We start from the raw sequence: 23,303 nt of genomic DNA, 5'->3' as shown, positions 1-23,303 counted from the left end.
CGGGTCTGTTAAATCGGTAATGGGTATTTGGCATTGCACTGGGTTAACGATAGGCGTAGCAAGGCGAAAAAATTCTCGGCGTTGCAAGCGCATTAGTTTTTGCGGTAAGGCAATCTTAATTGCTTTACCGTCTTTTAAATTGGCTAGTGAAATATTGGTACTGGTCCATTTAATGCGGATGCCGTCATCTTTAGAGAAAACCACATGATGGCTCGCTAGCAGGCGGCTGTTGAAGGCATCATCCAAGCCAATGTCTAAATACACCACATGATTTTTTGCGTCCACCGAAATAACATTGGTGAGGCATACATCATGGTTAAATGATACTTTGAGCATCTCATGGTGCTTAGATAAATCCGTAAGAATCTGAATAATCGCCTTAGGATTTTGAACAAAATATTGTTCTTCATCAAATTGTTGTACCGCTTGTTCCATGAAAATTCTATCTCGCCTTGCTTTTAGTGATTTATGTTAAATATTCAGTTAATTTATCATATTTTTAGTTGGCCTGACTTACTTTGCAGGAAGAGTTGTAGCCACCGTCGGCACCGCCACTTGCGACATATTATTTACCCCTTGCTCGATAAAGTTTTGAATCGGCTTTAGCATACCAGGCAAAGATAATGCCAGCACCACAAAGCCAATGCTTAAGGTTATTGGAAAGCCAATACCAAATAAATTGAGCTGCGGTGCTGTTTTGGTGAGTATGCCAAGCGCCATATTGGTAATTAACAAGGCTGTTACTGCGGGCAAGGCTAATAATAAACCCGCGCTGAATATTGTTTCACCCCAGAGGGCAATTTTCATGGGGTTGATACTACTGCCACCAACCGAAATGGGCATGGAGGTAAAGCTATTTGCAACGGCGGTTACAATGAGTAAATGACCATCTAAACTTAAAAAAATCAGCATAGAGAGTAATACTAAAAATTGATTCACGGCAGTGCTTTGACCTTGTGTTTGGGGATCATAAAAGCTGGCAAACCCTAAGCCCATGGACATGCCGATTAACTGACCAGCTAACTCAACCGCCGAAAAAACCAGACGCATGCTAAAGCCAATAGCAAGGCCAATTACCAGTTGCTGCACCAGAATTAGCAAACCTTGAAATGAAAAAATCTCAAAATTTGGCATTGCTGGCAATGTTGGCACAATTATCAAGGTAAGCGTAATGCCCAAACCGAGCTTAACTTGATTTGGAATAGACGAATGATTAAAGATAGGCGCCGCCGCTATGACGCCTAGAATTCTAGTGAGCGGCCAAAGCAGGCTAATAATCCAAGTTTGCAGAAGATCGCTGCTGACAGAAACCATTTTTCACCTTTGTTCTTGAACTTTATCTAACCTTGAAATAATTTAACCGCAGTTAGTTTGCCATGCTGGGGATGCTGGTAAAGACCAAATGCATATAATCCACCATGGTTGTCAGCATCCATTGACCAGCAAACATCAAGGTTGCAAAAACCCCAACTAATTTTGGGATAAACGATAAAGTGGCCTCATTAATTTGTGTTGCCGCCTGAAAAATACTGACCAGCAGACCAATCGTAAGCACCACCAACAAAATCGGTGCTGCCACCATTAAGGTAATCTCCATTGCATCTCTACCGAGGGTCATCACGCTTTCTGGGGTCATTTTTATTTCCTTAAAAATTACTATTCAACTTTTTCTTGCCTAACAAAATGGGGTCATCAATAGAAGCTTTGCACGAGCGAACCGAGCAGTAACTGCCAACCATCGACCAGTACAAACAACATCAATTTAAATGGCAAAGACACAATAGAAGGTGACACCATCATCATCCCCATCGCCATTAATACGCTTGCAACCACCATGTCGATTATCAAAAAGGGAATAAAAATTGCAAAGCCAATCTGAAACGCCGTTTTCAATTCGCTGGTCATAAAGGCTGGCACTAACACAAGCAATGGCACTTGTTCTGGCGTTTCAATTTTCTCCACTTGCGCCATTTTCACAAACAAAGCCAAATCGCTTTCGCGCGTTTGCTTCATCATAAACGCCTTAAGTGGCGCAGAGCCTTTATCCATGGCTTCTTGCATGCTGATTTTGTTTTCGGAAAGCGGTTGATAGGCATCCACATAAATCTTGTCGATGGTTGGACTCATCACAAAAAAAGTAAGAAATAAGGCCAAGCCAACCATTACCTGATTGGGCGGTGCGGATTGCGTACCTAAAGCTTGGCGAAGCAGTGACAACACAATAATGATTCGTGTAAACCCTGTCATCATGAGCAAAGCTGCAGGTAAGAAGGTAAGCGAAGTTAGTAAAATGAGTGTTTGCAGGCTCAAAGTATAGTTTTGGCCACCACCTGCTGAAGGTACAGCATTCACCAAGGGCATGCCCTCTGCTGCCAATGCGCTTGCTGGAAGCAAGAAGAGGCCTGCTAAAAGCAGCGCCCCAAGCGTAATAATGGATTTAATCATCTGTTTCGTCATGTGTATTGTCTTGTGTTTAGATGGTGTTAGATGAAATCTAATTTCTGATGTCTTTTTTCTCTAAAATTTTGCCAGTTGATTTTTTTAACCAGACTGCAAAGGTGTCGGTAAAGCCTTCTGCGCCGGCATTCGACATGCTTCTGCCTGTCGGTATTGCTTCCTCAATTTTGCTGGAATTTGCCTCCAAATTTGCAAGCCGACTCACCTGCCCAGAAGCCACACCAACCACAATCCAGCGACCTGCGATTTCTAGCACCATGACCCGTTCACGCGAACCGACACTTACGCCTCCGACAATACGAACGACTGATTGCTTATTGCCTACCCCTGGTACTAGGCGTTTTAAAACCCAGGTAATCAGCGCCATAACCCCCAATACCACCGCTAGGCCAATCACCATTTTCAATACGCCACCTGTGGGTGACACTGGTGCCACTTCGGCTGCAAAAGACAGTGAAGGAATAAGACTTAACATTAGCGATTTAATCAAGTTGTTCATTGGAATTTTCGTCATAGTTCAGTTTGAATTCATTAGCGATTAATTTTGCGTATACGCTCGGCCGGCGTGATAATGTCGGTTAAGCGAATACCAAACTTATCATTCACCACCACAACTTCACCTTGTGCGATTAAGCAGCCATTCACTAACACATCCATTGGCTCGCCCGCCAAGCCGTCAAGCTCAACCACAGAACCTTGTGCTAATTGCAATAAATTTTTAATGGCAATCTTGGTACGGCCCAATTCAACGGTAAGTTGCACGGGAATATCCAAAATAAAGTCGATATCGTTTTGCGTATCTTGCAATTTGTTTTTAGCGGTAAATTCGGTAAAAACCTGCGTTTGCTCATTGCCATTATTTTGCAGTACAGAAGATTCTGCCGCCGTTTGTTCGGCCATTGCGGCACCCCAATCGTCCATTGCCTCTGCATCAGCCACTACATCCTCTACAGCATCAGTCGCCATAAGATTCTCCTTTAATATATTCGGTTGAATTGGATCTTAAAAGTTTTTCTACACGGAGCGCATACTGGCCATTAAACATGCCGTATTTACAAAGCATGACAGGCACGCCGTCTACTTGGGCTTCGATTGATTCATCAATATTCAGCGGAATCACATCACCCACTTTCATATTGAGCACTTCGCCAATCTGCATATTCGTTTTAGCAAGGTCGGCCACAATTTCTACTTCTGCCGCTTGCACTTGTTGTGTCATCAGTTTGACCCAGCGTTTATCGGCACCTAACACTTCACCTTGCAGCGATGAACTAAGCATGTCGCGAATCGGTTCGATCATCGAATAAGGGAAACAGAAGTGAATTTCGCCACTGGCAGGACCAAGCTCTACATTAAACGTAACCGCTACCACCACTTCATTTGGCGTGGCAATGTTGGCAAACTGGGTGTTCATTTCAGAGCGTACATATTCAAACTGCACTGGGTAAACTGGCTCCCAAGATTTTGCGTAGGTTTCAAAGACAATATTGAGAATACGCTGAATAATACGTTGCTCGGTTTGGGTAAAATCACGGCCTTCAACACGTGTGTGAAAGCGGCCATCGCCACCAAACATGTTATCCACCACCAAAAATACCAGTGTTGGATCAAACACCATCAATGCGGTGCCTCGAAGCGGTTTGACTTGCACTAAATTTAGATTGGTCGGCACCACCAAATTACGCACAAAATCGCTGTATTTAGTAATGCGCACTGGGCCAACCGAAACTTCAACGGTACGACGTAAAAAGTTAAACAGTTCAATCCGAACTAGGCGGGCAAATCGCTCATTGATAATCTCCAGCGTAGGCATACGCCCACGCACAATACGCTCCTGCGTTGCCAGATTGTACTCACGCACCTCACCTGAGTCACCGGCTGGCGCGGCATCATCATGATCTCCGTCGACTCCTTTTAGTAAGGCATCTACTTCGTCTTGAGATAAAAATTTATCAGCCATGGCGAGTTAACTTTTCAACTACTGAATCACGAAAGAAGTAAAAAACACGCCAGTCACTTCTTGCGGTTTTGCTTCTTTAGAAAAAGGTTTTTTTACTTCAGCAACAATTTCATCACTTAACTTTTGTTTTCCTTCGGTTGTTGATATCTCGGAGGCCATTTTGCTAGTTAGCAGCATTAACAAACGGTTTTTTACCGCTGGCATCTGCGTTTTTATCAACTCAGCCTGTTCAGGACTAGCCAATTGGAGTGAAATTTCTAATTGCAAAAATTTCTCGTCCGGGTCAGGTTGGAGATTAACAGTAAAGGTATCTAATGCCAGAAATACCGGCGCATGCACAGGCTCTTCGTGTTTCACTTCTTTTTTGTGTGCATCTTTTGGCTGCATTAAAAACCAGCCCGCACCGCCACCGCCAGCCAAAAGTACGACCGCCGCAATAATGATGATAAGTTTCTTTTTAGATGCTGGTGCCGCTGCTTCAGCGCCATCAGGCTTTGGATCTGCTGCCATTTTGTGCCTTTCCCTATTAAACGCCTACCATGTACAGTCCACTTGGCTGACATTGGTGTGATTGATGGCTATATTATGGAAAGAAATGACCCAAAGACATGCTTAGATAAGAGGGGGAAAAAGCCGTTAAATTGAAGTTTGCATTTACAACGGTAAGAATATGGTGTGTATTTTGTTAGGCTATGCAATTCGCTAATGAATTAATTTCTTATTAGATTGCTTCATCTCTAGCATAATAACTTGCTGTATTAGTACGTATCTTCATTGATTGACGACAACATAATGCTAATTTTAATAGCTTAAACACGGAATGCTTTAAACATTCGATGACCTAAATTGCTCATAACTAAACAAAAGTATCGACCAATCCGTTTGCAACGCGCACGGCTGGACGAGTAACACTCAGGTTATCGGTTTGAGAAGTTTGGCTATTATTGGCAGCTACTGTGCGCGTAGCACTTTTTTGCGCTGACTGCTGAAACTGCTGCTGCATTTGCCCACCAGAATTTACATTGGCTTGGCCAAGTTGAATACCAGATTCGTTAAGTTTATCGCGCAAATTCGCCATGCCGTCTTGCAACGCTTGTCTGACTTCTGCGTTATCGGAAATAAACGTAGTATCGGCATGATCATTGTGCACATGAATCACCACTTGTAATGGCCCCATATCAGGCGGGTTAAGGGTGAGCGTTGCAGATTGCTCTTGAGCGCCAACCATCCACACAATTTTTTGGCTAATGGCTTGATCCCAGCCAGTCTTGCCAGGATAAGTATTAATCACATTGCTACTGGCTAATTGCTGGCTTACTTCGGCCATTTTAATTTGTGGAGTTGCCTGAACATTGGCTGATATTGCATTTTCTGAAATTGTTGTTGCCTTAATCGCACTTTCTTTAATTCCATTTTGCATGACTTTTGTAGCAGCATCATCTCCTGCTGGGGCTTTGGCTACATTTGGCAACATAGCCTCTAGCCAATTACTCTGTGTTTGCTTTTCGTCCGCAAGCTCTGAACGCGTTGCGTCTTGCTCCGCCAGATAAGTACTTTTCCCTTGTAGCGCATGGCTTAATGCCGTATCTCTTATCTCTGCGCCTAAATTACGTTGCATTTCTGCCCTTACATCGGAGGAAATATGCTCCTCAACGCTAGTATTGGCTACAGTTGTTACTAGTGGCAACGTCTGCGCCAAGGCATTGACTACTGGCAGACTTACGTCTGGCGCGTTACTGAGTGTGACCTCCTGTTTGGCAAAATCTCCAGTTTCTTCTGTTAACTTTAAACGTGAATCAAAGCTTGAATTCAATTGAGCATTGGGGTCGATAAGAATATCGGAATTTAAAGTTGTCCGCTCTTTTTCAACTTGCTGGCGCGCATCGATCGCAGCCTTGTCAGCCATGGCTTTTGTGTGTTTTGTTGCAGTAATGACGTACTGCAAGTGACTCGAATTTTGGCTGTTGTCCTTCGCTACCTCTGCCATATCTGCATTTTTGACTTGAGGCTCTTTTAATGTGGTCTTTTTTAATTGGGTTTGCTTGACTTGATTCTCTTGCGCCAAGACATGCTTGGCTTGCGTCTGTTTGTGCAACAGCTTCTGAAATGAAGTTTGCGACTCAGCCACATCAACATTGCTAGCGACCACATTACTTTTATTAGAAGCTTCAGGGCTTTTTAAAGTTCTAGCGTCTGCCGTTGGTAATGATAAATTTTTCATACTGCTAAACTCCGAAAATTAAAACTAATGCTTTGAAAACTAAAACCCTGTTAGTTAGCCTTGGTTCTGGTAATGCGCATGGCAAATTCATCCATCAGTTTCTGATCTTTCTTTTGTTCCACTTTAAGCACGCGCTTCTCAGAACGATCAGACAACACTTCATAAGATAACTTTTTGCGCTGACTTTCTTGCCATAAAAATTTCTTAGCTTTTACTTGCTGATTAGCCAACTCCACCACTTCTTGTTGCCCTGCTATGGCTTGATCCAATTTACCGAAAAAATTTTGAAAGTTTTGGTAAGCTTCTGCGCCCATTCCCGCCTCAAGAATATTGTTAAGATTTTTCACATAATCCAACCGATATTCATTGAGCATGTCTTGCTTAGACTGCGCTTCAGCCGCCACTTTCATGGCTTTTGCTAAGGCCTCTGTCGCTTCGTCAACTTCTTTGGAAGCGATGCCTTGCAACATATTTAAAACATTAGTTGATGGTGTAGCCATGGTTTTTTATCTCAAGTTTTACTATCTAGTGGCAATCATTAATTAATCGCTACGCCATCAAGCACATGAGCAAGATGGGCAATGCTTTCTTCCACGCCAGATCGCTCAGCAATCCCTTGCTGCAAAAAGGCATCAATGTTGTCATGTCTAGCAATGGCTTGATCAAGCACGGCATCGCTGCCCGCTTCGTAGGCACCAACGTTGATTAAATCCACACTGCGCATGTAACGTGAGTTCAGTTGTTTTAATTTACGCGCAAGTTTTTGATGTTCTGGGCTGGTAATGTTGTGCATGGCGCGGCTGATGGATTGCTCTACATCAATGGCTGGATAATGACCGCTTTCAGCCAAGCTACGGCTTAAAACAATATGACCATCCAAAATCGCCCGTGCGGCATCGGCAATCGGGTCTTGTTGGTCATCGCCTTCTGTTAGCACCGTATAAAAAGCGGTGATGGAGCCTTCGCCACGTTTACCGTTGCCAGTGCGCTCAACCAGTGCTGGCAATTTTGCAAACACGGAGGGTGGATAGCCTTTTGTCGCTGGCGGTTCACCAATAGCCAAAGCAATTTCACGTTGCGCCATGGCGTAACGGGTTAATGAATCCATAATCAGCAATACGTTTTTGCCTTGATCGCGGAAATTTTCAGCAATGGTAGTGGCGTAATTTGCACCTTGCAATCGCATCAACGCTGGTGCGTCGGCTGGTGCAGCAACTACAACAGAACGTGCCAAGCCGACTGGACCTAAAATTTGTTCAATAAACTCCTGGACCTCGCGTCCCCGTTCACCAATTAAGCCAACGACAATCACATCTGCGGTGGTGTAACGGGCCATCATGCCGAGTAGCACACTTTTACCAACGCCTGAACCTGCAAACAACCCCATACGTTGGCCACGGCCAACCGTCAGCATGCTGTTAATGGCACGCACACCTACATCTAAAATCTCTTCAATAGGGGCGCGCATTAATGGGTTCATTGGGCGTGCATTGAGAGGTGAACTTTGTGTGGCTTCAATCTTACCCAAGTCGTCTAATGGATTTCCTGCGCCATCTACCACTCGGCCAAGCAGCTCATTGCCAACAGGCAAATGACGTGCACGGTCGGTAACACGACGGCGTGGCGGATGTCCGTGATGTGGCTTAGGTAAAGCTTCAGCGACTTCCAACGCAAATACCTTAGCGCCTGGCATCACGCCATCCACACTACTTTGTGGCATCAGTAACATACGCTCACCATCAAACCCTACCACTTCTGCCTCTACGCGACGGCCTTCTGCTAAGGGTACATAACAGGCACTGCCAATCGGCAACTTAATGCCTGCGGCCTCCATAACTAATCCCGTAAGCTTAGTAATACGGCCTGCAATTTCTAACGGCTCGACGATGCGTAAAATTTCTTTGCAATCACGAATATGATCATGCCATCTTTGTCTGTGTATATTTTGCAAATCCACTTTGGGTGGAATTGCGTCTGGCTGCACTTGTCGGCGTTGTTCAACATCAAGATCATTCAAGCCAAAGGCAGCTAAATTCTCTGGACTTGTTTCTTGCTGAGTTAAAGTAGCTAGATTCATGGTAATAGCCAATCACTTTTTTGTGCTAATGCTTCACTAATTCTTTTCCAGCGGACTTCATTGGTGGCATCAATCTGATTGGCACCTGTTTCTACGATACAGCCACCGCGCTCTACATTAATATCTTCTTGAATCTGCCAATGCTGACTAGCAATTTCTTCAGCCAAATATTCACGCAAAATCTGAGCATCTTCATGATTCACTAAAATTCTGGCGGGCTTTTGTACATAAGGCAGGTAATGAATCGCATCCATCACCACAGGCAATACCACGGAATGGTCAATATTCAACTTGGTCTTTAGCATGGCTTTAGCAATTTCAAGCGCTAGCGACAAAGCATCATCGGCAATCTGCTCGTCTGATTTTTCTAGCGCATCGCTAAATGATTCCATCAATTTAATAAACTGCTGTTTTTCATCCTGTGCGTATTCGCGGGCTTTTGCCATGCCGACAGCAAAACCTTCTTGCATGCCTTTGGCATAAGCTTCTTTACGTGCCGTTTCAAAAATCTGTGAGATTTTTTCTGAGGCTACTGAATCGTGTTCTTTTTTCTTTGCCTTTATCCCGCTTATGGATTGATTACCTTCTGCAAATGAAGACATTTCCCAGCGTTCATAAGCGGTCTGTTGTTCTTTAGGTATCGTCATAGCACTCCTATACATATTGATCATCTCCACCTTTACCTGCTAATTGGATTTGACCTTCATCCGCTAATCGGCGAACAATTTGCAAGATTTGTTTTTGTTGGGCTTCCACTTCTGAAAGTTTGACTGGACCTTTCGATTCCAAATCTTCTTTCATCATTTCTGCCGCACGAGAAGACATATTCTTGAAGATTTTTTCGCGCATTTCTTCTGTCGTACCTTTAAGTGCAACAATCAGTGTTTCAGACTGGACTTCGCGCAACATGACTTGAATGCCCTTATCATCGATATCCATGATATTGTCGAAAACAAACATCTCATCCATAATCTTCTGTGCCATTTCATCGTCGTAGCTTTTTAGTCCTTCCATAATGGCGGCTTCATTATCGCCACTCATGTAGTTCATAATTTCGGCTGCCACTTTTATGCCACCCATGGTTTGTTTTTTAAGGTTCTCGTTGCCGGTTAATAACTTCGTCATCACCTCGTTTAATTCACGCAGCGCAATTGGTTTAACACCATCTAAAGTCGCAATGCGCAACATCACGTCTTGACGTAAACGATCAGGGAAATGACCAATAATTTCAGAAGCCTGATCAGGTTCTAAATGCACCAAGATAGTGGCAATAATTTGTGGATGTTCATTTTTAATAAAGTCAGAAACAGTCAAGGCATCCATCCATTTAAGACTTTCTATGCCGCTTGCGTCGCGTGACTGCAAAATACGGTTGAGTAAACCTGAAGCTTTGTCCTCACCTAAAGCTTTATTCAAAACAGAACGAATGTATTCATCGGAATCTAAACCAAAATCACTGCTTTGCTCGGCCTCGGTTAAAAACTCCGTCACCACTGTTTCTACCTGGTCACGTCCGACCGATTTTAATGTTGACATCGCGGTGCCCAGTTTCTGCACTTCTTTTGGGCTGAGAAATTTCATCACTTCAGCAGCTTCGTCTTCACCTAACGCAAGCATTAAGATTGCGCTTCTCATTACGCCAGCATCACTCATTTTTTACTCGTTTCCACTTGTCCAGTTTGCCACGACACTTGCTACCATTCTTGGGTTATCTTTTGCTAATTGCTTCACTGCGGCTAAATTGTTTTTGCCACCCTGCCCAGACGCTAGTTGCGCTTGCGCACCCTCGCCATTGCTGCCACTTAAGTTCACGACTGCATCTTCATCATTAGGCGAAGCCAATAATTTAGGTGAAGGTGTGGTTAACTTACGCAACATTGGGCTCAGTGCGCGTTTGTATAGCATGAGCAACACCACGATACCCACTAAAAAGCGCAAGGCATCTTTACCGTACTCAATAGTTTCTGGATTTTTCCACAATGGCACTTCAGGAATAATTTCAACAGGTTCACCCGCAAAGGAGCTATTCACCACGGTAAGCGCATCACCACGCTCTTTATTGAATCCCATGGCTTGCATCGCTAAATCATTGATTTGTGTTTTTTCCGCAGCGGTCAAGGGTCGATATGTTACTTTTCCTTTTTTATCCACCACAGGCATATTGTTGACCACTACAGCCACATTCAAGCGCTTGATGCCGCCCATACCTTGTTGTGAATAACGCACTGTTTTATCCACTTCATAGTTGGTCATGATATTTTTTTGATTATTCACTGGCACAGCTTCTGCCGTTGTAGCGCCTGATGCCGTAGCTACTGGCGCAGTAATTGGTGCAGTGGCATTGGCAGGTGGCTGGTTAGATAGCGCACCTGGCACGCCAGAGGCACCGCCACCATTAGAAGTCTGTGATTCATTGCTTTGCAAACTACGAATCGCTGCATCGTCTGGCTTTTGGTTAGGTTTAAAGGTTTCGGCTGCCTGCTCTATACTTGAAAAATCAATTTCGGCACTTGCTTCTGCGCGTACGTTTTTAGCTCCAACAATCGGAGTAATTATCGATTCAACACGTTTAACGATACTTTGCTGAATGTCATCAATGTATTTCAGTTGCGTTGGGTCTAAGTTGTTAGCACCCATTTTTTTAGACGTATCGGAGAGTAGATTACCGTTTTGATCGACCACCGTCACATTAGCCACTGGCAGATTAGGCACACTGCTCGCTACCAAATGCACGACTGCACCCACTTGTTGGGCATCCAAACTACGACCTGCGCGCAGGTTTAATAGTACCGAAGCTGTCGGCTGTTGTTGATCTCTTACAAATACCGTTGCTTTAGGAATCGCCAAGTGAATTCTGGCCATCTCCACCGCACCAATCGATTGAATGCTACGCTCTAACTCACCTTCTAAAGCGCGCTGAAAATTCACTTGCTCAACAAATTGTGACACGCCAAATTTTTGATTTTCTAAAATTTCAAAACCAATATTGCCACCTTTTGGCAAGCCATCAGCCGCTAGCTTTAAACGTGCCTGATGCACTTGTGCCGCTGGTACCAAAATTGCTGTGCCGCTATCAGAGAATTTATAAGGCACATTCATTTTTTCAAGCGCTGCAACAATTGAACCGCCATCTTTATCGGAATAGTTAGAAAACAACACGCGATAATCAGGCTGCTGACTCCATAGCCAAAACACCACCATCACAGCAATGACAGCCGCTGCGGCGAAAACTAAAAGTAACTTATTACCTAATTGTGGGTTCAAACCAATTACTCCCTGACTCATTGCACCTTGATTCATTAAGGCTGCGTCATTACCTGCTGCCATCGTATTTCTCCAATTTACTACTCAATATAGGGTTGTTAACTGAAGTGCTTAATCATCGACACCACTACTTCATTAACCAATTGGATACCATTATGCCAATAGCTTGGATTTTCAATTTTGGGAATAGAGCGCTTTTCATTGGCCTATTTGAACACTCGCTAATACAGCAGAGTGATAAATTAGCAATTGTCAGTGTTAGGCAGTAATAACCAGCCTAATTTGAGCGCGTTAATTAGAAATGAATCGTTAAAATTTAAGATGAATTGGAGGCAATCATGAAAGCCGGTGGAATTGATGCTAGTAGAATTGAATCAATGCTTGCGCAGCTTAAAGCGGCCGCCCAGCGACCGCAAAGTGATGCTATAGGCAGCTTAGCGCCCTCTGCCAACGTACAACAAAGTCAGGGTACTGGAAGGGTTAACTTTTCTGACGCTCTGAAAACATCGCTTAATCAAGTGAATAAAGTACAAGTAGAGGCGGAACAACTTGGGAAGAATTTCGCCATGGGGGATGATAGCGTCAGTCTTTCTGACGTGATGATTGCTGGACAAAAAGCCAACATTTCGTTTCAGGCAACCGTGCAAGTGCGTAACAAATTAGTGTCGGCATACCATGACATTATGAATATGCAAGTTTAGTCAGTAAGAGTTTAGCCAGTAAAATTTTTCAAGCCGAACAACATTTCTTGCCTCATCGACTGTGGCAGGTATCACAACTTTCAAAAGTAATAATATGCCCGCTGGGCTTGAGCGTTGCGCCATTTTTGCCAAATAAATGGCAATTATTACACGTGGCGGGTTTAACTTTAGCTTTATCGTGGTCAAACTTAGCCGCCCAACTATCAGCCTGATGGCACACAGCACAATCCAACTTAGTTTTAACATGTTGAAACGGCGCTTCTAATTGAAAAGTCTGGTTATGACAGCTATCACAAGTTTGTTTTGCAAACGCCGAATGATCGGTCTTGGTTCCTAAAAAACTATGCACTGTGTGGCAATAACCACAATCAATAGCGCCCGTTGGCAAATGTACTTTAGGTAATTTTGTAGTCACTAATTTTGCGTTCTGATGACAACCCACACAGGTAGTCGGAGCCGTTTCAGCCACTAACGCGCCTTGATGGCAATGGGTGCAGGCACATTTTTCTTTGGCATGTGCGCCTGTAAGCGGCCAGTTCTTGCGCTCCAACCAGCGACCATTGCATGCGGTAGTCGCATTTGCAAACAAAGGAACCAAAAACAAGAAAATCAGTATAAGTTTTTTCATTTTTCCAATACCGTGGGTTTCGGTATTGTAAATCGCATCTCTGATTTTGTATGTGATTAAAATTAAAAAACCATGCTAACCCGTTAATTTCAGTGAAAAAATAGCCGTTTTCTCTATAGTAATAGCGGCTATTCCAACAAAACCAAAACACTGATTTTTTAACTTGGGAAAAATTCTGGGTGATGTTGAATGATATTTTTCAGGCTCGCAAAACATCTGGCATCAATCGCCATACCTACCGACTCAGACATAATCTGCAGTGTCTTATCTACGGATACCGCACCACGATAAGGTCTTTCAGCGGTGATGGCATCAAAAATATCTGCCGTAGTAATAATGCGGGTTTCCAGTGCAATATCGGCCTCTTTTAGCCCACGCGGGTAGCCAGCGCCATCCAGTCGCTCATGATGCGCGGCAGAAACGCGCGCCAACTCACTAAAATTACTGACGCGTCCTAAAATAGCTTCCGTATAAGCTGCATGTCGTTGAACAGCAGACCATTCCTCTGCATCGAGCTTGCCAGGTTTATCTAGAATGCGATTGCTGACGCCCAATTTTCCAACATCGTGCAACAACGCACCGCGCTTGAGCCAGCGCCTTCGCGATTCAGGAATCGCCATAGACTCAGCTAACAAAGAAGTATATAAACCAACACGCGCACTATGCCCAGCCGTATAAGGACTTTTCGCATCCACTACTTTGCCAAAGGCTTCGGCTATATCATCAAAATAATCTTCATCGAGTGGCACTTGATGATCACCCGGCTCTAAGGCAAAGACTAGCGTCTCAACTTCAGGTGAGTTAAGACTTTCCCAAAACTCGGCTGATTGCGCCACCGACAAAAATGCTTCTACCGTTTCTGGATCAAACCAAGTACCACTGCGTTTTTTTACCTCAGTCAGTGTAGAAAATTGGCCTTCTGATTTATTCACCACATCAATGACTTGCGCTAACAAAGCAATTCGCGAATAAAGCGGAGTTTTTGAGCCTTGCAATCCCTCGGGTCGACCTTGGCCATCCCAATGCTCATCAAGCGAGTGAATGCCCTGTGCAATACCTTCAGAAAAGCGTAATTGCCTTGCAATGTCTGCACCACGAGTGCAACGCGTTAGAATGAGTTCTTGAGCAATTTCGTCGCCATTGGTCAAAATACCACCGAGCGTTTTTAAACGGTCAACCAACCCTGCACTTGGCCCAGAGTGGCGCAAAACAAAACGTAACACTTGCGGCAAGCTGCCATCGACCCATTTAAAATCGCGCTTAAAGCTTAAATCATCGGTTAAATATAATTCACAAATACGCGATGCATTACTGCTACAACCTAAATCTTTCAGCAATAAGGTGTAATAGAGTTCCCAAAGCTGCTCTGTGGCCATGCCCAGCTTTTCACCAATGTGCATGCCAATCCAACAACAACGAATGCAATGGCCTTCTGGCTGCCCTTCGGTGATGTCGAGCGCGTGACTTAACGCACCGATGAGTTCAGATAGCTTGAGTGTTTGCATTTAGAAGATTTCTAATTGCTGGATGATGAAACTGACTGTTAAGGTGCATGGAGTCGTTACTTTCTTAAACTGCACCTCAAAAAATAACATCTTCTGCGTCTGCCTTGCCTTCTTCCAACTTATACAACCAAGCTAAAATTTCGGCTATGGCCTGATAAAGTGCTGGCGGAATGTGGTCATCCAGGTCTACCTGCATCAACAATGCAACTAGATCTTTTGATTCATGCACAAAAATAGCATTCTCTTTTGCTCGAGCAATAATCTGCTCTGCAATCAGGCCACGGCCCTTAGCTAACACTTTGGGCGCATAATCGCCAGAAGCATAAGCCAACGCAATTGCTTGCTGATTTGGATTAAACTGGGCTTTTAAATTTAAGCCTGAATCGACAGGCTTATAATTACTGTTACTCATGACGAACCACCGTTAACGCATCTAGTGGCTGACCATTTTTGCCAATGGCTTCAGCCAAATTAACACTTTTGCTCTTGAGTACTTGTAAAGTTTCAAGTTGCTCAGCAAGAATGTTCACGCGCATGCGCCCATCCACCAAGCTTATTCTGGCTGAAACTTTACCTAGATGCGGTAAATGCAAGGTCATTTCGCTAAAAATTGGCCTTGCCTGATTGTCGTCAGATTCATTTGCAGTCTGATGGTCGCCTTCAGTGCTATGTTCCTGCAAGTAAACATCCCAATCCATTTTTTGTCTCGGCCAGACCTCCCCGTGCCATGCTAGGCGTTGATTTTCTAATATGGTTAATTGTTGTGCAAGTAAACCCGAAAGTTGGGTGCCGTTTTGGTTTTGCGGTTCTTGCCTAAGAGCTGTCAACGTTTGTTTGCTTTGTACAAAATCACTTAAATGCGATTCATAAAACAAGCCACTCTTCTCTAATGAATTTTGCAAATCTTTTGCCAGAACTTGTGGATTGCTAGGGTTATGTGAAACTAGGGTGGTCGCGACAAATCGATTCGACATACCATCGCCTTCGGCTTGTTTTAAATATTGACTAATTAAATTGGCCGCTGTACTTATTTTGGTATTGCTCTCTGCAACTTCTGTTGCGGCTGAAGCCAATAAAAAAGTAGGCACTGGGCTGTCTTGTAGAAATTTCAATACCAGGGTTTGGCCAGTTTTTGTGGCTGTCCCTAAGTCCATTTTGAGAATAGTACCCTTAAGGTTTTCATTTTCAACTTTTACGTTAAAGGTAGATTCACCTACTTTGGATAACACATGGGCAATATAATCTTGTCCCTTTACAAACTGCGTTGCCCGATCTGTAAGTTCCTGCGCAGTTCCGCCAATAGCATCTACTGCTAGTAGTGGTGAAATTCTAGCGACAGGTTGTATGCTGGCGATATCGGGCGGTTTAAACATCTTAAGTGTGACGCGTTACTGCTTGTAAGCCCGCGTCAGTTTACCTTCCATTTGCAAACTACTCATCAATGAATTCAGGCGCACCATCCAGGGTGAAACAATATTACGAATTTCACGATCATCTGCAAGGATGCTTTTAATGCTCGCCAACTTGCGCGCACGCACATCACGCGATAGTGATTGAGGTTCTTCAGCCATCTTTAATGTAGCAATGTGCTGTGCGCAATCTGCCTCAAGTGCTGACAGAGCTTCCCAATCCTGCTGTCTGGCTGCGGCTAACATTTCTTTTGTGAGCCCTGCGACGGTTTCATAAATCACAATTGTGTTTTGCTGTTCCATTGATACACCTTTAAATTAAACTGTTTTAAACCTTCGCGTATTGTGCAACATTGCGGTTAATTGTAGCCGCAACCTGATTTGGTATTATATTAGCCACTTCTGCCGAGACAACAGGTGAACTAGCGATGGTTTCCCACGCTGTTTTTAAATCTAACAGCAATTTAATCACTTCATGCACTAATTCTGGTTTATTGTGAATATTCGCCATCATCAATCGCTTACTCATATAGGCGTAGAGTGCATCTAGACTTTCGGCAATTTCACCACCTACTTTTTTATCCAAACTTAAGCGCAATCCACTTTCGATAATCGAAATCGCCTTTGACAGCATGGCACCTTTGTTAGGGATATCTTCCTTTTGCATATAAGTAATGGCGCTGTAACAAGCACTAATCGCGCCCTCATAAAGCATCACAATTAATTTATTTGGGCTTGCGGCCACCACGCCCGTTTCCAAACCGACTTTGGCGTATACATTAACTCCGCGTTGATTAAGTCCAAACATGATCGTATCCTTTTTCTATTTTAATTATTAAATTAGTTGCTGTTCGCATTAATTGTGGCAATTTGCTGGGTTAAGAAAGCGCTTGTGGTACTCATACTAGACATTAGCGTATCCAACTTAGTGAATTGCGCACGATAACGTGCCTCGATGGCGGTTAAGCGCACAGTGATTGACTCCGCTTGTTTATCTAAGCGTTTAATCGAACTGTTAATACCTTCTGTTCTTGAAGCTAAAATTCCACTCTCACTTAATAAACTAGTCACTAAACTATCAAATTGCGCGGCATAACCAATACTAAAATTAACTGTGCCTCGCGCACCAAGTGCACCACTCGTCACTTTTACATTCAGACCTTCGCTTGCATCGCCCACAGCACCAATTAGATTAGTGCCAGAACCTGTGGCGGTTACACCGTTAATCGTACCGGTCGTCGGAGCGAATCCAGTCACATTAATTGCATAAGTGCCAGCCTGAGTCTTGCTGGTGCTGCCAAGATAGGTGACTTGTGAATCGGTTGATTTAGCCGTCGTAGCAAACAGGCTGGCAATATCACTAAAATTAGTTGCAACTGCGGCATCCAACTTAGTTGCGTCTAAGGCCAACTTACCGTCTCGCTGAAAAGACACACCAACTTGACTGAGTGTTGTTAAGCCATTGCCTGTTGTGATAGATTTTGTCATCACAGACTTTAACTGATTGATGACTGATCTAGCCGTTGCATCACCTAGCAATGCACCAGAAGCCTTGCCAGTTTCATCGTATTTCGTCAGGCTACGCAGAGTGGTGTCTAATTTGTTATAGGCATCAACAAAAGCCGTAATGGATTCTTTAACTTTGTCTTTATTGCTGGCAATGCCTAAATTTGCGCTTGTTCCACTACTGGTGGTCAGTAAGTTGAGCGTTACCCCACTAATCGCATCAGTCACGGTATTGCTCGCTTTTACTACAGCAATGCCATCAATATCTAAGAGTGCATTTTGTGCGGCTTGCATCTGCGTCAAGTTTTTGCCGCTACCTGCAGCTGCTGTAGGGTCATAAGCCAATCTGGATAAACCTAGCGTATCAGTATTATTTCCATCACCACTATCGGCCACCACTATTTTTAAGCTATTCACTTCACCAGTATCTTTTGAAGTGATAACTAAATGATTGCTTGTACCATCGTTAATAATTGTCGCACTCACGCTGGAATTTGCAGCGTTGATGGCATCTCGCACGCCAGCGAGTGTGTTGTTTGAACTATCAATGGTGAGGTTTAGATCTGTTTTAGCCGCATTCGGGGTAAATGTATTACCGACCGTTGCATAACTACCAAATGAAATGGTCAATGTGCCTGTACCAACTACATCAGTAGTATTGGTAAAGCCAGAAATCGCTAATTTTTGGGATTTAGCCAATTGACTCACGTTAACGGCATAGCTACCCAGGGTTGCACTACCGTCTGAAGTGGCCGTAAAAACTGTTGGACTGCCTGAAGTAACAGTTTGGGCATTAAATTTTGCTGCACTTGAAAGCGCACTGACTGCGGTTTGAAAAGTAGACAAGCCACTTTTTAATGTGCCATAGGCGGATATTTCTGATTGGTATTCAGTTTTTTGCTTGGTAACGGCTGTTAATGGCTTTTGTTCAATCGCCATCAAACTGGTTACGATGCCATTCACATCTAAACCTGAACCTAAACCTGCAGATGAAATACTCATTTTGAATATCCTTATACAACGATGACTATATTTAACGCGACTAAATTAATCGCCATTAAGTATATATCGACACGATTATTCAAAAACTTTAATTAAATCTACTTTAATGCCTTAAATCAAAATGCAAAGAAAATCAAAGCACAAATAGGTAGGAGCGATCTTTAGATCGCTCCTACCTACGACTTGAAACTACGACTTTAAAAGTGCTTTCACACTTAGTAAAAAACCTTAGCGATGAAACAAACAACGATTAAGCAGTTTGCCTAATCATCAACCCCTGTAGCTTATCCAGAGTTTTTGACATAGCCAATACTTCTTCATTTGGTATTTGTCTTAGCACTTGCTTAGAAGCGGTATCCACCACTTTCACCACCATGCGTTCTGTCTGATCATCCAGTGAAAACTGTACAGTTTGCAGTGCAGGTGCAACTAATTCATTTAGCTTTTTAACTGCCGTTTCTAAATCTGCCTTATTCACTACAGCAGGCTTAACATCCACTTTAGTTTCAGCTCCCACAACGGGCTTAAGCCCACCTGGGCTTGTTGTCTTTTCAATGGCATTTTGGCTGCTGGCAGTTTGCACAGCAGCCAGTTTTCTAACTGAGCCATAACCATCTATTGATGTGTTGAACATGATTCTCTCCTTTGCAAAACCCCACAGACTGATCAGGCCTGTGGGTGATAAGGGTTTAAACTTTAAAATTGCTAATTAACCTCTTAACAGTGCTAGCACACCATTAGGCAAGGAGTTCGCTTGCGCTAACATTGCTGTACCTGCTTGTTGCAAGATTTGGCCGCGAGTCAAGTTAGCTGTTTCTGCCGCAAAGTCTGCATCTACAATGCGAGATTTAGCTGCTGATTGGTTTTCTACAGAAACTTGTAAGTTGCTTACCACTGACTCAAAACGGTTTTGGATAGCACCTAATGTCGCACGGTTAGTATTGGCAGCAGTTAGAGCGGCATCAATCGCAGTAACGGCAGCAGAGGCACCCGCTGTAGTAGAAACAGTACCAGCAATAGTCGCCGCAGCTACAGAAGCCGTAGTAATTGTGTCACCAGCATCTGCACCAACTTGGAAAGTTTGTGAGGCGCCAAACACTGCGGTACCATTAAATTTTGTTGCAGTTGCTAAGCGTGTTACCTCTGCAGTCAATTGTGTAAACTCTGCATCTAAGTTAGCTTGGTCAGTCGTTGTGTTAGTGCCGTTTAAAGACTGAACTGCAAGTTCACGCATACGTTGTAATGCATCGGTTTGTTTAGACAAGCCACCTTCAGCCACTTGTGCAAATGAGATTGCATCGTTTGCGTTACGGATAGCAACTTGTTGACCACGTACTTGTGAATCCATACGTGTCGCAATCGCTAAGCCCGCCGCATCATCTTTAGCACTGTTGATACGCAAACCTGAAGATAAGCGTTGCAATGAAGTAGAAAGTGAGTGCTGTGAAGCAGATAAGTTACGTTGTGTGTTTAATGAAGCAATGTTGGTATTAATTACTGAAGCCATGATAATTCTCCTAAATTTAAATAAAAATTCAATTACACCTTGTTACTGTTAGCGATGCGTTTAATTTCTATTTGCGCCGCTGTTGTTACTGTTATCGGTAAGCTTTTCAGAAAATTTAGGGTAAGGCTTAAATTTTCTTTTTTTCGTTTTGCCGAATAAGCAATCCTGATGTAAAGGGTATCGGAGGGTTTAGTTAAAACTTTAGGATGAACTGGAAATTTAACCAGATTTTATTAATTATTACTTAATAATCATTACGTTAAATATAAAAATTGTATGTAAGACTACAGTGTGGTTTTAGTATATGAGTGCATAAACACACTAAAAAAGGTAGTTGCCAAGGTAATTGGTAATAAGATAAAAGGATATTTACAAGGCTGCGTTTTGCAATTTTTTTGCAAGAATATCGTATTGATTGGCTTTTTCTAGGTTGCCACGGCCACGGAAAATGACCGCCAGATTATGTGCGGCGAGGTAACTGCCACGGCCAATAACATTGCCTTCTAAATTTGGGCGCTCGCCTATTTCAATACATCTTCGCCAAGCCAGTTCAGCTAAAGGCAACCATTTTTCAAAAGCCTCTTGTGGCCTACTTACGGCACAGTCTAATAAAAGGTTGCCATACACAAAGAAAAAGTCGGGAGAATCAGAAAAATCGGGCATCGCCTCATTGACTAATTGAATGCCCTGCTCAAATAATTGCAATCTGCTTAGGCAATGTAACAACCTAACGAGCAAATCATGGTAATAAGTCGCGTTTTTGGAAGTAAGGCCTAAAGACATTTTGTAATGTAAACAGGCTGCAGAATAATCATCTGCCACCTCACAGTCTTTGCCGATTTGATAACGTAAATAAGCATCTTCTGGCAATTTATCAAGCTCTAGTTCCAGTAGTTTACGATTACGCCCTGCTTTTTTTTCCTGTTTTATTTTGGTATAGCCGTCATGGCCAAATACCAGTGGAACGCGTACACGCGGTAGATTAGATTGCGGTTGTTCATGAATGCGGCCTTGATATAAAACACCACGGGGAAGTAATCGCGTAATCCAGGAATTTGCGACAGATTGCGCATCGGCAACCTCATAATCGCTACGCACTGAAACAACGCCTAGAAAAGCATCGCCTGAAATTAAAGTCCGTAAATTATCGCCACCACTTATTAGCCACTCGTCCGAATCAATAATGAGGTTCCAGTCTGCATCTGCATAAGCTAAAGCGGCATTCCGAGCAAGTGAAAAATCATCTTGCCAACTACCTTGCAACACTGCTGCGCCTGCCGCAATTGCGATATTGACTGTATTATCAGTAGAACCCGTATCATAAACAACAACACGATCTACTGAACTGATTACGCTTTCAATACACTTGCCAATAGAACTTGATTCGTTTTTAGCAATGATTACGGCATTTAAGGTGCAATTCAACGGCATATGTAGTGATTGCAAACTGACTCGCTAAACAAGCGTTTGCTCATATTCTGCAGCAAGTAATTGTGCAGTTTCTGCTGATAATCCCTGCTTCTGACCTAGCGCAAGCATTTTTGTTACAGCATCAGTCAAGCCAGACTGCATCAGTGCATCAATGTAGCTTACCCAATACTGTTCATTTGTGGGCTCTGATTCCACTGCACACTCTAACCTTGAAAGTGCAGCAGCAGCGCCCTTAGTACTGGCTTCTATCACCCCTAAATTATGACTTGCTTGCGCATGACGTGGCTGAATCTCTAGAATCTCACGGTAGAGTTGTTCCGCTTGACTAATATTGCCCGTATTTTGATGGTGTACTGCAATTGCCAAAACCTCGTCTACCGCTTGTTCTAACTCGCGTTCAGTCTGAGGCCTGTGTTTAGCGGCTCCAGCTTCAGGAGGAAAATGTGTATTTGCAATACTTAATAGTTGATAGTCTTCAAGACTTGAAACACTAGCCACTGCCCACAAATCAAAGCAATCGACTCTGCACAATCCTATCGTATTAGCAAAACCGGCAGATTCTAACGTAGCAAGCAACACATTTAAGGTAAACCCACACCGATGTGACATATAAAGATTACCCTGACTCATTGGTGGCCGATGTCCGTACAGGATATCTAATGGTGCAATAGGGCCTGCAGGAGAAATATAAGCAGGCTCAGTAAGCTTTCCTTGCGCGACTAAAGCACAAACCGATTGCAAATCTGGACAGGTAATAACGACAAATCCATCTGGACGTAACACTCGGTTAAACTCTGCTAGCGCAATTGGCACTTCATGCGGGTACAAATGCTCAATATTATGGGATGAGAAAATCGCATCCACACTGCCTGAAGCCAACGCCGACATGTCAGTCATGGTACCAATTACATCAGGCTTTACTTCTGGATTGATATCCAAGCGAAGCTCATGCCAATTTTCAACATTAAACCCCATTGGACGGCTTGGTTTTTTAGTTACCACGTCAAAATATTGAGGGCCACAACCTACATGTAAAAATGTTTTCATGCTAAATATTCCTAATTAATATTAATTTTGAGTACTCAAATATTGCTTCTCTAGTTCCAGTAAATCACGCTTGCGTTCAGATATTCGCCTAGCAGGATTACCCATATAAATGCCAAACGCCTCACAGTTCTTATTTACTAAAGTAAGCGCTCCGATAGCTGCCCCCTCTTCTATCGTTACACCAGGCAAAATTACACTTCCACTACCAACAATTACATGACGCCCAAGAAATACATCGGCATGTGTAACACCTGTGAACTGACTAGGCACCGTAGGGTTTGTCATGGTGGCTCCAGTGTAATCATCACTACTTGAATAGATTGATACTCTAGACGATACTCCACTAAAATCGGAGAGCGTGATCTTTCCTGCGCCAATAATTGAAGCACTAACGGCAATATGAACATTATTGCCGATTGATATCCCGCCTTCTCCCGCTGCAATTACACAGAAATCATCAATGCGAACATTGTCCCCAACAGAAATTCTAGCAAGACCATAAAATGATGCTCGGTCTGAAATCTGAACATTTTTTCCTATTGAAAAGAAGCCAATCTTTTCAACGGCTTCACGCGGTAGCATTGCCAT

At 43.4% G+C, this 23,303-nt stretch carries 27 protein-coding genes; 1 reads left to right on the top strand and 26 read right to left on the bottom strand.

Going from position 1 to position 23,303, the window contains the following annotated elements; genetic code table 11:
- From HOO90_RS04835 to fliF, 14 genes are all read right to left on the bottom strand, one after another.
- The coding region (locus HOO90_RS04835; protein ID WP_292840144.1) for a flagellar brake protein at window positions 1–435 on the bottom strand (435 nt) is incomplete at its 3' end.
- A 78-nt stretch (window positions 436–513) separates the two neighbouring features.
- On the bottom strand, window positions 514–1,314 hold the full coding sequence (gene fliR, locus HOO90_RS04830) for a flagellar biosynthetic protein FliR (RefSeq protein WP_292840141.1): 801 nt from the start codon (window positions 1,312–1,314) through the stop codon (window positions 514–516).
- A 52-nt stretch (window positions 1,315–1,366) separates the two neighbouring features.
- Window positions 1,367–1,636, bottom strand: a complete 270-nt coding sequence (fliQ, locus tag HOO90_RS04825; RefSeq protein ID WP_292840138.1) for a flagellar biosynthesis protein FliQ — start codon at window positions 1,634–1,636, stop codon at window positions 1,367–1,369.
- A 56-nt stretch (window positions 1,637–1,692) separates the two neighbouring features.
- On the bottom strand, window positions 1,693–2,445 hold the full coding sequence (gene fliP / locus HOO90_RS04820; protein WP_292840150.1) for a flagellar type III secretion system pore protein FliP: 753 nt from the start codon (window positions 2,443–2,445) through the stop codon (window positions 1,693–1,695).
- Between the two features lie 49 nt (window positions 2,446–2,494).
- The gene (gene fliO / locus HOO90_RS04815) at window positions 2,495–2,971 is read right to left on the bottom strand and encodes a flagellar biosynthetic protein FliO (RefSeq protein WP_292840112.1); all 477 of its coding nucleotides are present in this window, start codon (window positions 2,969–2,971) and stop codon (window positions 2,495–2,497) included.
- Window positions 2,972–2,988: 17 nt separating this feature from the next.
- Window positions 2,989–3,423 (bottom strand): flagellar motor switch protein FliN, encoded by a 435-nt coding sequence (gene fliN, locus HOO90_RS04810; RefSeq protein ID WP_292840110.1) that lies wholly within the window; start codon window positions 3,421–3,423, stop codon window positions 2,989–2,991.
- On the bottom strand, window positions 3,413–4,417 hold the full coding sequence (gene fliM / locus HOO90_RS04805; RefSeq protein ID WP_292840107.1) for a flagellar motor switch protein FliM: 1,005 nt from the start codon (window positions 4,415–4,417) through the stop codon (window positions 3,413–3,415). The genes fliN and fliM overlap by 11 nt, the downstream gene beginning before the upstream one ends.
- Before the next feature lie 18 nt (window positions 4,418–4,435).
- Window positions 4,436–4,927: a flagellar basal body-associated protein FliL gene (gene fliL / locus HOO90_RS04800; protein ID WP_292840104.1), complete on the bottom strand. Its 492-nt coding sequence runs from the start codon at window positions 4,925–4,927 to the stop codon at window positions 4,436–4,438.
- Between the two features lie 346 nt (window positions 4,928–5,273).
- Window positions 5,274–6,638, bottom strand: a complete 1,365-nt coding sequence (locus tag HOO90_RS04795; RefSeq protein ID WP_292840101.1) for a flagellar hook-length control protein FliK — start codon at window positions 6,636–6,638, stop codon at window positions 5,274–5,276.
- A gap of 50 nt (window positions 6,639–6,688) precedes the next feature.
- The gene (gene fliJ / locus HOO90_RS04790) at window positions 6,689–7,138 is read right to left on the bottom strand and encodes a flagellar export protein FliJ (protein ID WP_292840098.1); all 450 of its coding nucleotides are present in this window, start codon (window positions 7,136–7,138) and stop codon (window positions 6,689–6,691) included.
- 38 nt (window positions 7,139–7,176) lie between these two features.
- A complete protein-coding gene (fliI, locus tag HOO90_RS04785; RefSeq protein WP_292840095.1) occupies window positions 7,177–8,715 on the bottom strand; it encodes a flagellar protein export ATPase FliI in 1,539 nt (512 codons plus the stop codon).
- Window positions 8,712–9,362: a FliH/SctL family protein gene (locus HOO90_RS04780; protein ID WP_292840092.1), complete on the bottom strand. Its 651-nt coding sequence runs from the start codon at window positions 9,360–9,362 to the stop codon at window positions 8,712–8,714. The genes fliI and HOO90_RS04780 overlap by 4 nt, the downstream gene beginning before the upstream one ends.
- 7 nt (window positions 9,363–9,369) lie before the next feature.
- Window positions 9,370–10,368, bottom strand: a complete 999-nt coding sequence (gene fliG, locus HOO90_RS04775) for a flagellar motor switch protein FliG (protein ID WP_292840089.1) — start codon at window positions 10,366–10,368, stop codon at window positions 9,370–9,372.
- Between the two features lie 3 nt (window positions 10,369–10,371).
- The gene (gene fliF / locus HOO90_RS04770; protein ID WP_292840086.1) at window positions 10,372–12,042 is read right to left on the bottom strand and encodes a flagellar basal-body MS-ring/collar protein FliF; all 1,671 of its coding nucleotides are present in this window, start codon (window positions 12,040–12,042) and stop codon (window positions 10,372–10,374) included.
- Window positions 12,043–12,317: 275 nt separating this feature from the next.
- Here fliF and fliE point away from each other — a divergent pair, with 275 nt between their 5' ends.
- Window positions 12,318–12,680, top strand: coding sequence for a flagellar hook-basal body complex protein FliE (gene fliE, locus HOO90_RS04765; RefSeq protein ID WP_292840083.1), 363 nt, complete (start codon window positions 12,318–12,320; stop codon window positions 12,678–12,680).
- A gap of 52 nt (window positions 12,681–12,732) precedes the next feature.
- Here the strand turns inward: fliE and HOO90_RS04760 are convergent, their stop codons facing one another.
- The 12 genes from HOO90_RS04760 to HOO90_RS04705 all read right to left on the bottom strand — a co-directional run bounded on the left by HOO90_RS04760 (window position 12,733) and on the right by HOO90_RS04705 (window position 23,303).
- Window positions 12,733–13,308 carry a hypothetical protein gene (locus HOO90_RS04760; protein ID WP_292840081.1) on the bottom strand — a complete coding sequence of 192 codons (576 nt, stop codon included), beginning with the start codon at window positions 13,306–13,308 and terminating at the stop codon, window positions 12,733–12,735.
- Between the two features lie 158 nt (window positions 13,309–13,466).
- Window positions 13,467–14,813 (bottom strand): HD-GYP domain-containing protein, encoded by a 1,347-nt coding sequence (locus HOO90_RS04755; RefSeq protein WP_292840078.1) that lies wholly within the window; start codon window positions 14,811–14,813, stop codon window positions 13,467–13,469.
- Window positions 14,814–14,889: 76 nt separating this feature from the next.
- The gene (locus tag HOO90_RS04750; RefSeq protein WP_292840075.1) at window positions 14,890–15,225 is read right to left on the bottom strand and encodes an EscU/YscU/HrcU family type III secretion system export apparatus switch protein; all 336 of its coding nucleotides are present in this window, start codon (window positions 15,223–15,225) and stop codon (window positions 14,890–14,892) included.
- Window positions 15,218–16,186 carry a flagellar hook-length control protein FliK gene (locus tag HOO90_RS04745; protein ID WP_292840072.1) on the bottom strand — a complete coding sequence of 323 codons (969 nt, stop codon included), beginning with the start codon at window positions 16,184–16,186 and terminating at the stop codon, window positions 15,218–15,220. The genes HOO90_RS04750 and HOO90_RS04745 overlap by 8 nt, the downstream gene beginning before the upstream one ends.
- A gap of 15 nt (window positions 16,187–16,201) precedes the next feature.
- Window positions 16,202–16,525: a flagellar protein FliT gene (locus HOO90_RS04740; protein ID WP_292840069.1), complete on the bottom strand. Its 324-nt coding sequence runs from the start codon at window positions 16,523–16,525 to the stop codon at window positions 16,202–16,204.
- 25 nt (window positions 16,526–16,550) lie between these two features.
- Window positions 16,551–17,030, bottom strand: a complete 480-nt coding sequence (gene fliS / locus HOO90_RS04735; RefSeq protein WP_292840066.1) for a flagellar export chaperone FliS — start codon at window positions 17,028–17,030, stop codon at window positions 16,551–16,553.
- Between the two features lie 32 nt (window positions 17,031–17,062).
- Window positions 17,063–18,730: a flagellar filament capping protein FliD gene (gene fliD / locus HOO90_RS04730; RefSeq protein ID WP_292840063.1), complete on the bottom strand. Its 1,668-nt coding sequence runs from the start codon at window positions 18,728–18,730 to the stop codon at window positions 17,063–17,065.
- A gap of 250 nt (window positions 18,731–18,980) precedes the next feature.
- Window positions 18,981–19,364, bottom strand: a complete 384-nt coding sequence (locus HOO90_RS04725; RefSeq protein WP_292840060.1) for a flagellar protein FlaG — start codon at window positions 19,362–19,364, stop codon at window positions 18,981–18,983.
- 75 nt (window positions 19,365–19,439) lie between these two features.
- Window positions 19,440–20,237, bottom strand: a complete 798-nt coding sequence (locus tag HOO90_RS04720; protein WP_292840057.1) for a flagellin — start codon at window positions 20,235–20,237, stop codon at window positions 19,440–19,442.
- Between the two features lie 369 nt (window positions 20,238–20,606).
- Window positions 20,607–21,683, bottom strand: coding sequence for a glycosyltransferase family 2 protein (locus HOO90_RS04715; RefSeq protein WP_292840054.1), 1,077 nt, complete (start codon window positions 21,681–21,683; stop codon window positions 20,607–20,609).
- Window positions 21,684–21,692: 9 nt separating this feature from the next.
- On the bottom strand, window positions 21,693–22,715 hold the full coding sequence (locus tag HOO90_RS04710; RefSeq protein WP_292840051.1) for a methyltransferase domain-containing protein: 1,023 nt from the start codon (window positions 22,713–22,715) through the stop codon (window positions 21,693–21,695).
- A gap of 21 nt (window positions 22,716–22,736) precedes the next feature.
- Complete coding sequence (locus tag HOO90_RS04705) at window positions 22,737–23,303, bottom strand: acyltransferase (protein WP_292840048.1); 567 nt, start codon at window positions 23,301–23,303, stop codon at window positions 22,737–22,739.

Origin of the sequence: Methylotenera sp., assembly GCF_013141425.1 — a bacterium.
GTDB lineage: Bacteria > Pseudomonadota > Gammaproteobacteria > Burkholderiales > Methylophilaceae > Methylotenera.
This window is presented reverse-complemented; position numbering and strand designations above follow the sequence as displayed.

What these genes read in the sequence shown, in the direction of transcription:
- HOO90_RS04720 (WP_292840057.1), bottom strand. Translation starts at nt 20,237, where the DNA reads ATGGCTTCAGTAATTAATACCAACATTGCTTCATTAAACACACAACGT.
- fliF (WP_292840086.1), bottom strand. Translation starts at nt 12,042, where the DNA reads ATGGCAGCAGGTAATGACGCAGCCTTAATGAATCAAGGTGCAATGAGT.
- HOO90_RS04755 (WP_292840078.1), bottom strand. Translation starts at nt 14,813, where the DNA reads ATGCAAACACTCAAGCTATCTGAACTCATCGGTGCGTTAAGTCACGCG.
- fliJ (WP_292840098.1), bottom strand. Translation starts at nt 7,138, where the DNA reads ATGGCTACACCATCAACTAATGTTTTAAATATGTTGCAAGGCATCGCT.
- fliR (WP_292840141.1), bottom strand. Translation starts at nt 1,314, where the DNA reads ATGGTTTCTGTCAGCAGCGATCTTCTGCAAACTTGGATTATTAGCCTG.
- fliE (WP_292840083.1), top strand. Translation starts at nt 12,318, where the DNA reads ATGAAAGCCGGTGGAATTGATGCTAGTAGAATTGAATCAATGCTTGCG.
- fliQ (WP_292840138.1), bottom strand. Translation starts at nt 1,636, where the DNA reads ATGACCCCAGAAAGCGTGATGACCCTCGGTAGAGATGCAATGGAGATT.
- HOO90_RS04795 (WP_292840101.1), bottom strand. Translation starts at nt 6,638, where the DNA reads ATGAAAAATTTATCATTACCAACGGCAGACGCTAGAACTTTAAAAAGC.
- fliP (WP_292840150.1), bottom strand. Translation starts at nt 2,445, where the DNA reads ATGATTAAATCCATTATTACGCTTGGGGCGCTGCTTTTAGCAGGCCTC.
- HOO90_RS04745 (WP_292840072.1), bottom strand. Translation starts at nt 16,186, where the DNA reads ATGTTTAAACCGCCCGATATCGCCAGCATACAACCTGTCGCTAGAATT.
- HOO90_RS04740 (WP_292840069.1), bottom strand. Translation starts at nt 16,525, where the DNA reads ATGGAACAGCAAAACACAATTGTGATTTATGAAACCGTCGCAGGGCTC.
- fliG (WP_292840089.1), bottom strand. Translation starts at nt 10,368, where the DNA reads ATGAGTGATGCTGGCGTAATGAGAAGCGCAATCTTAATGCTTGCGTTA.
- HOO90_RS04760 (WP_292840081.1), bottom strand. Translation starts at nt 13,308, where the DNA reads ATGAAAAAACTTATACTGATTTTCTTGTTTTTGGTTCCTTTGTTTGCA.
- fliI (WP_292840095.1), bottom strand. Translation starts at nt 8,715, where the DNA reads ATGAATCTAGCTACTTTAACTCAGCAAGAAACAAGTCCAGAGAATTTA.
- fliM (WP_292840107.1), bottom strand. Translation starts at nt 4,417, where the DNA reads ATGGCTGATAAATTTTTATCTCAAGACGAAGTAGATGCCTTACTAAAA.
- HOO90_RS04750 (WP_292840075.1), bottom strand. Translation starts at nt 15,225, where the DNA reads ATGAGTAACAGTAATTATAAGCCTGTCGATTCAGGCTTAAATTTAAAA.
- fliO (WP_292840112.1), bottom strand. Translation starts at nt 2,971, where the DNA reads ATGACGAAAATTCCAATGAACAACTTGATTAAATCGCTAATGTTAAGT.
- fliD (WP_292840063.1), bottom strand. Translation starts at nt 18,730, where the DNA reads ATGAGTATTTCATCTGCAGGTTTAGGTTCAGGTTTAGATGTGAATGGC.
- fliS (WP_292840066.1), bottom strand. Translation starts at nt 17,030, where the DNA reads ATGTTTGGACTTAATCAACGCGGAGTTAATGTATACGCCAAAGTCGGT.
- HOO90_RS04780 (WP_292840092.1), bottom strand. Translation starts at nt 9,362, where the DNA reads ATGACGATACCTAAAGAACAACAGACCGCTTATGAACGCTGGGAAATG.
- HOO90_RS04710 (WP_292840051.1), bottom strand. Translation starts at nt 22,715, where the DNA reads ATGAAAACATTTTTACATGTAGGTTGTGGCCCTCAATATTTTGACGTG.
- fliN (WP_292840110.1), bottom strand. Translation starts at nt 3,423, where the DNA reads ATGGCGACTGATGCTGTAGAGGATGTAGTGGCTGATGCAGAGGCAATG.
- HOO90_RS04705 (WP_292840048.1), bottom strand. Translation starts at nt 23,303, where the DNA reads ATGGCAATGCTACCGCGTGAAGCCGTTGAAAAGATTGGCTTCTTTTCA.
- fliL (WP_292840104.1), bottom strand. Translation starts at nt 4,927, where the DNA reads ATGGCAGCAGATCCAAAGCCTGATGGCGCTGAAGCAGCGGCACCAGCA.
- HOO90_RS04725 (WP_292840060.1), bottom strand. Translation starts at nt 19,364, where the DNA reads ATGTTCAACACATCAATAGATGGTTATGGCTCAGTTAGAAAACTGGCT.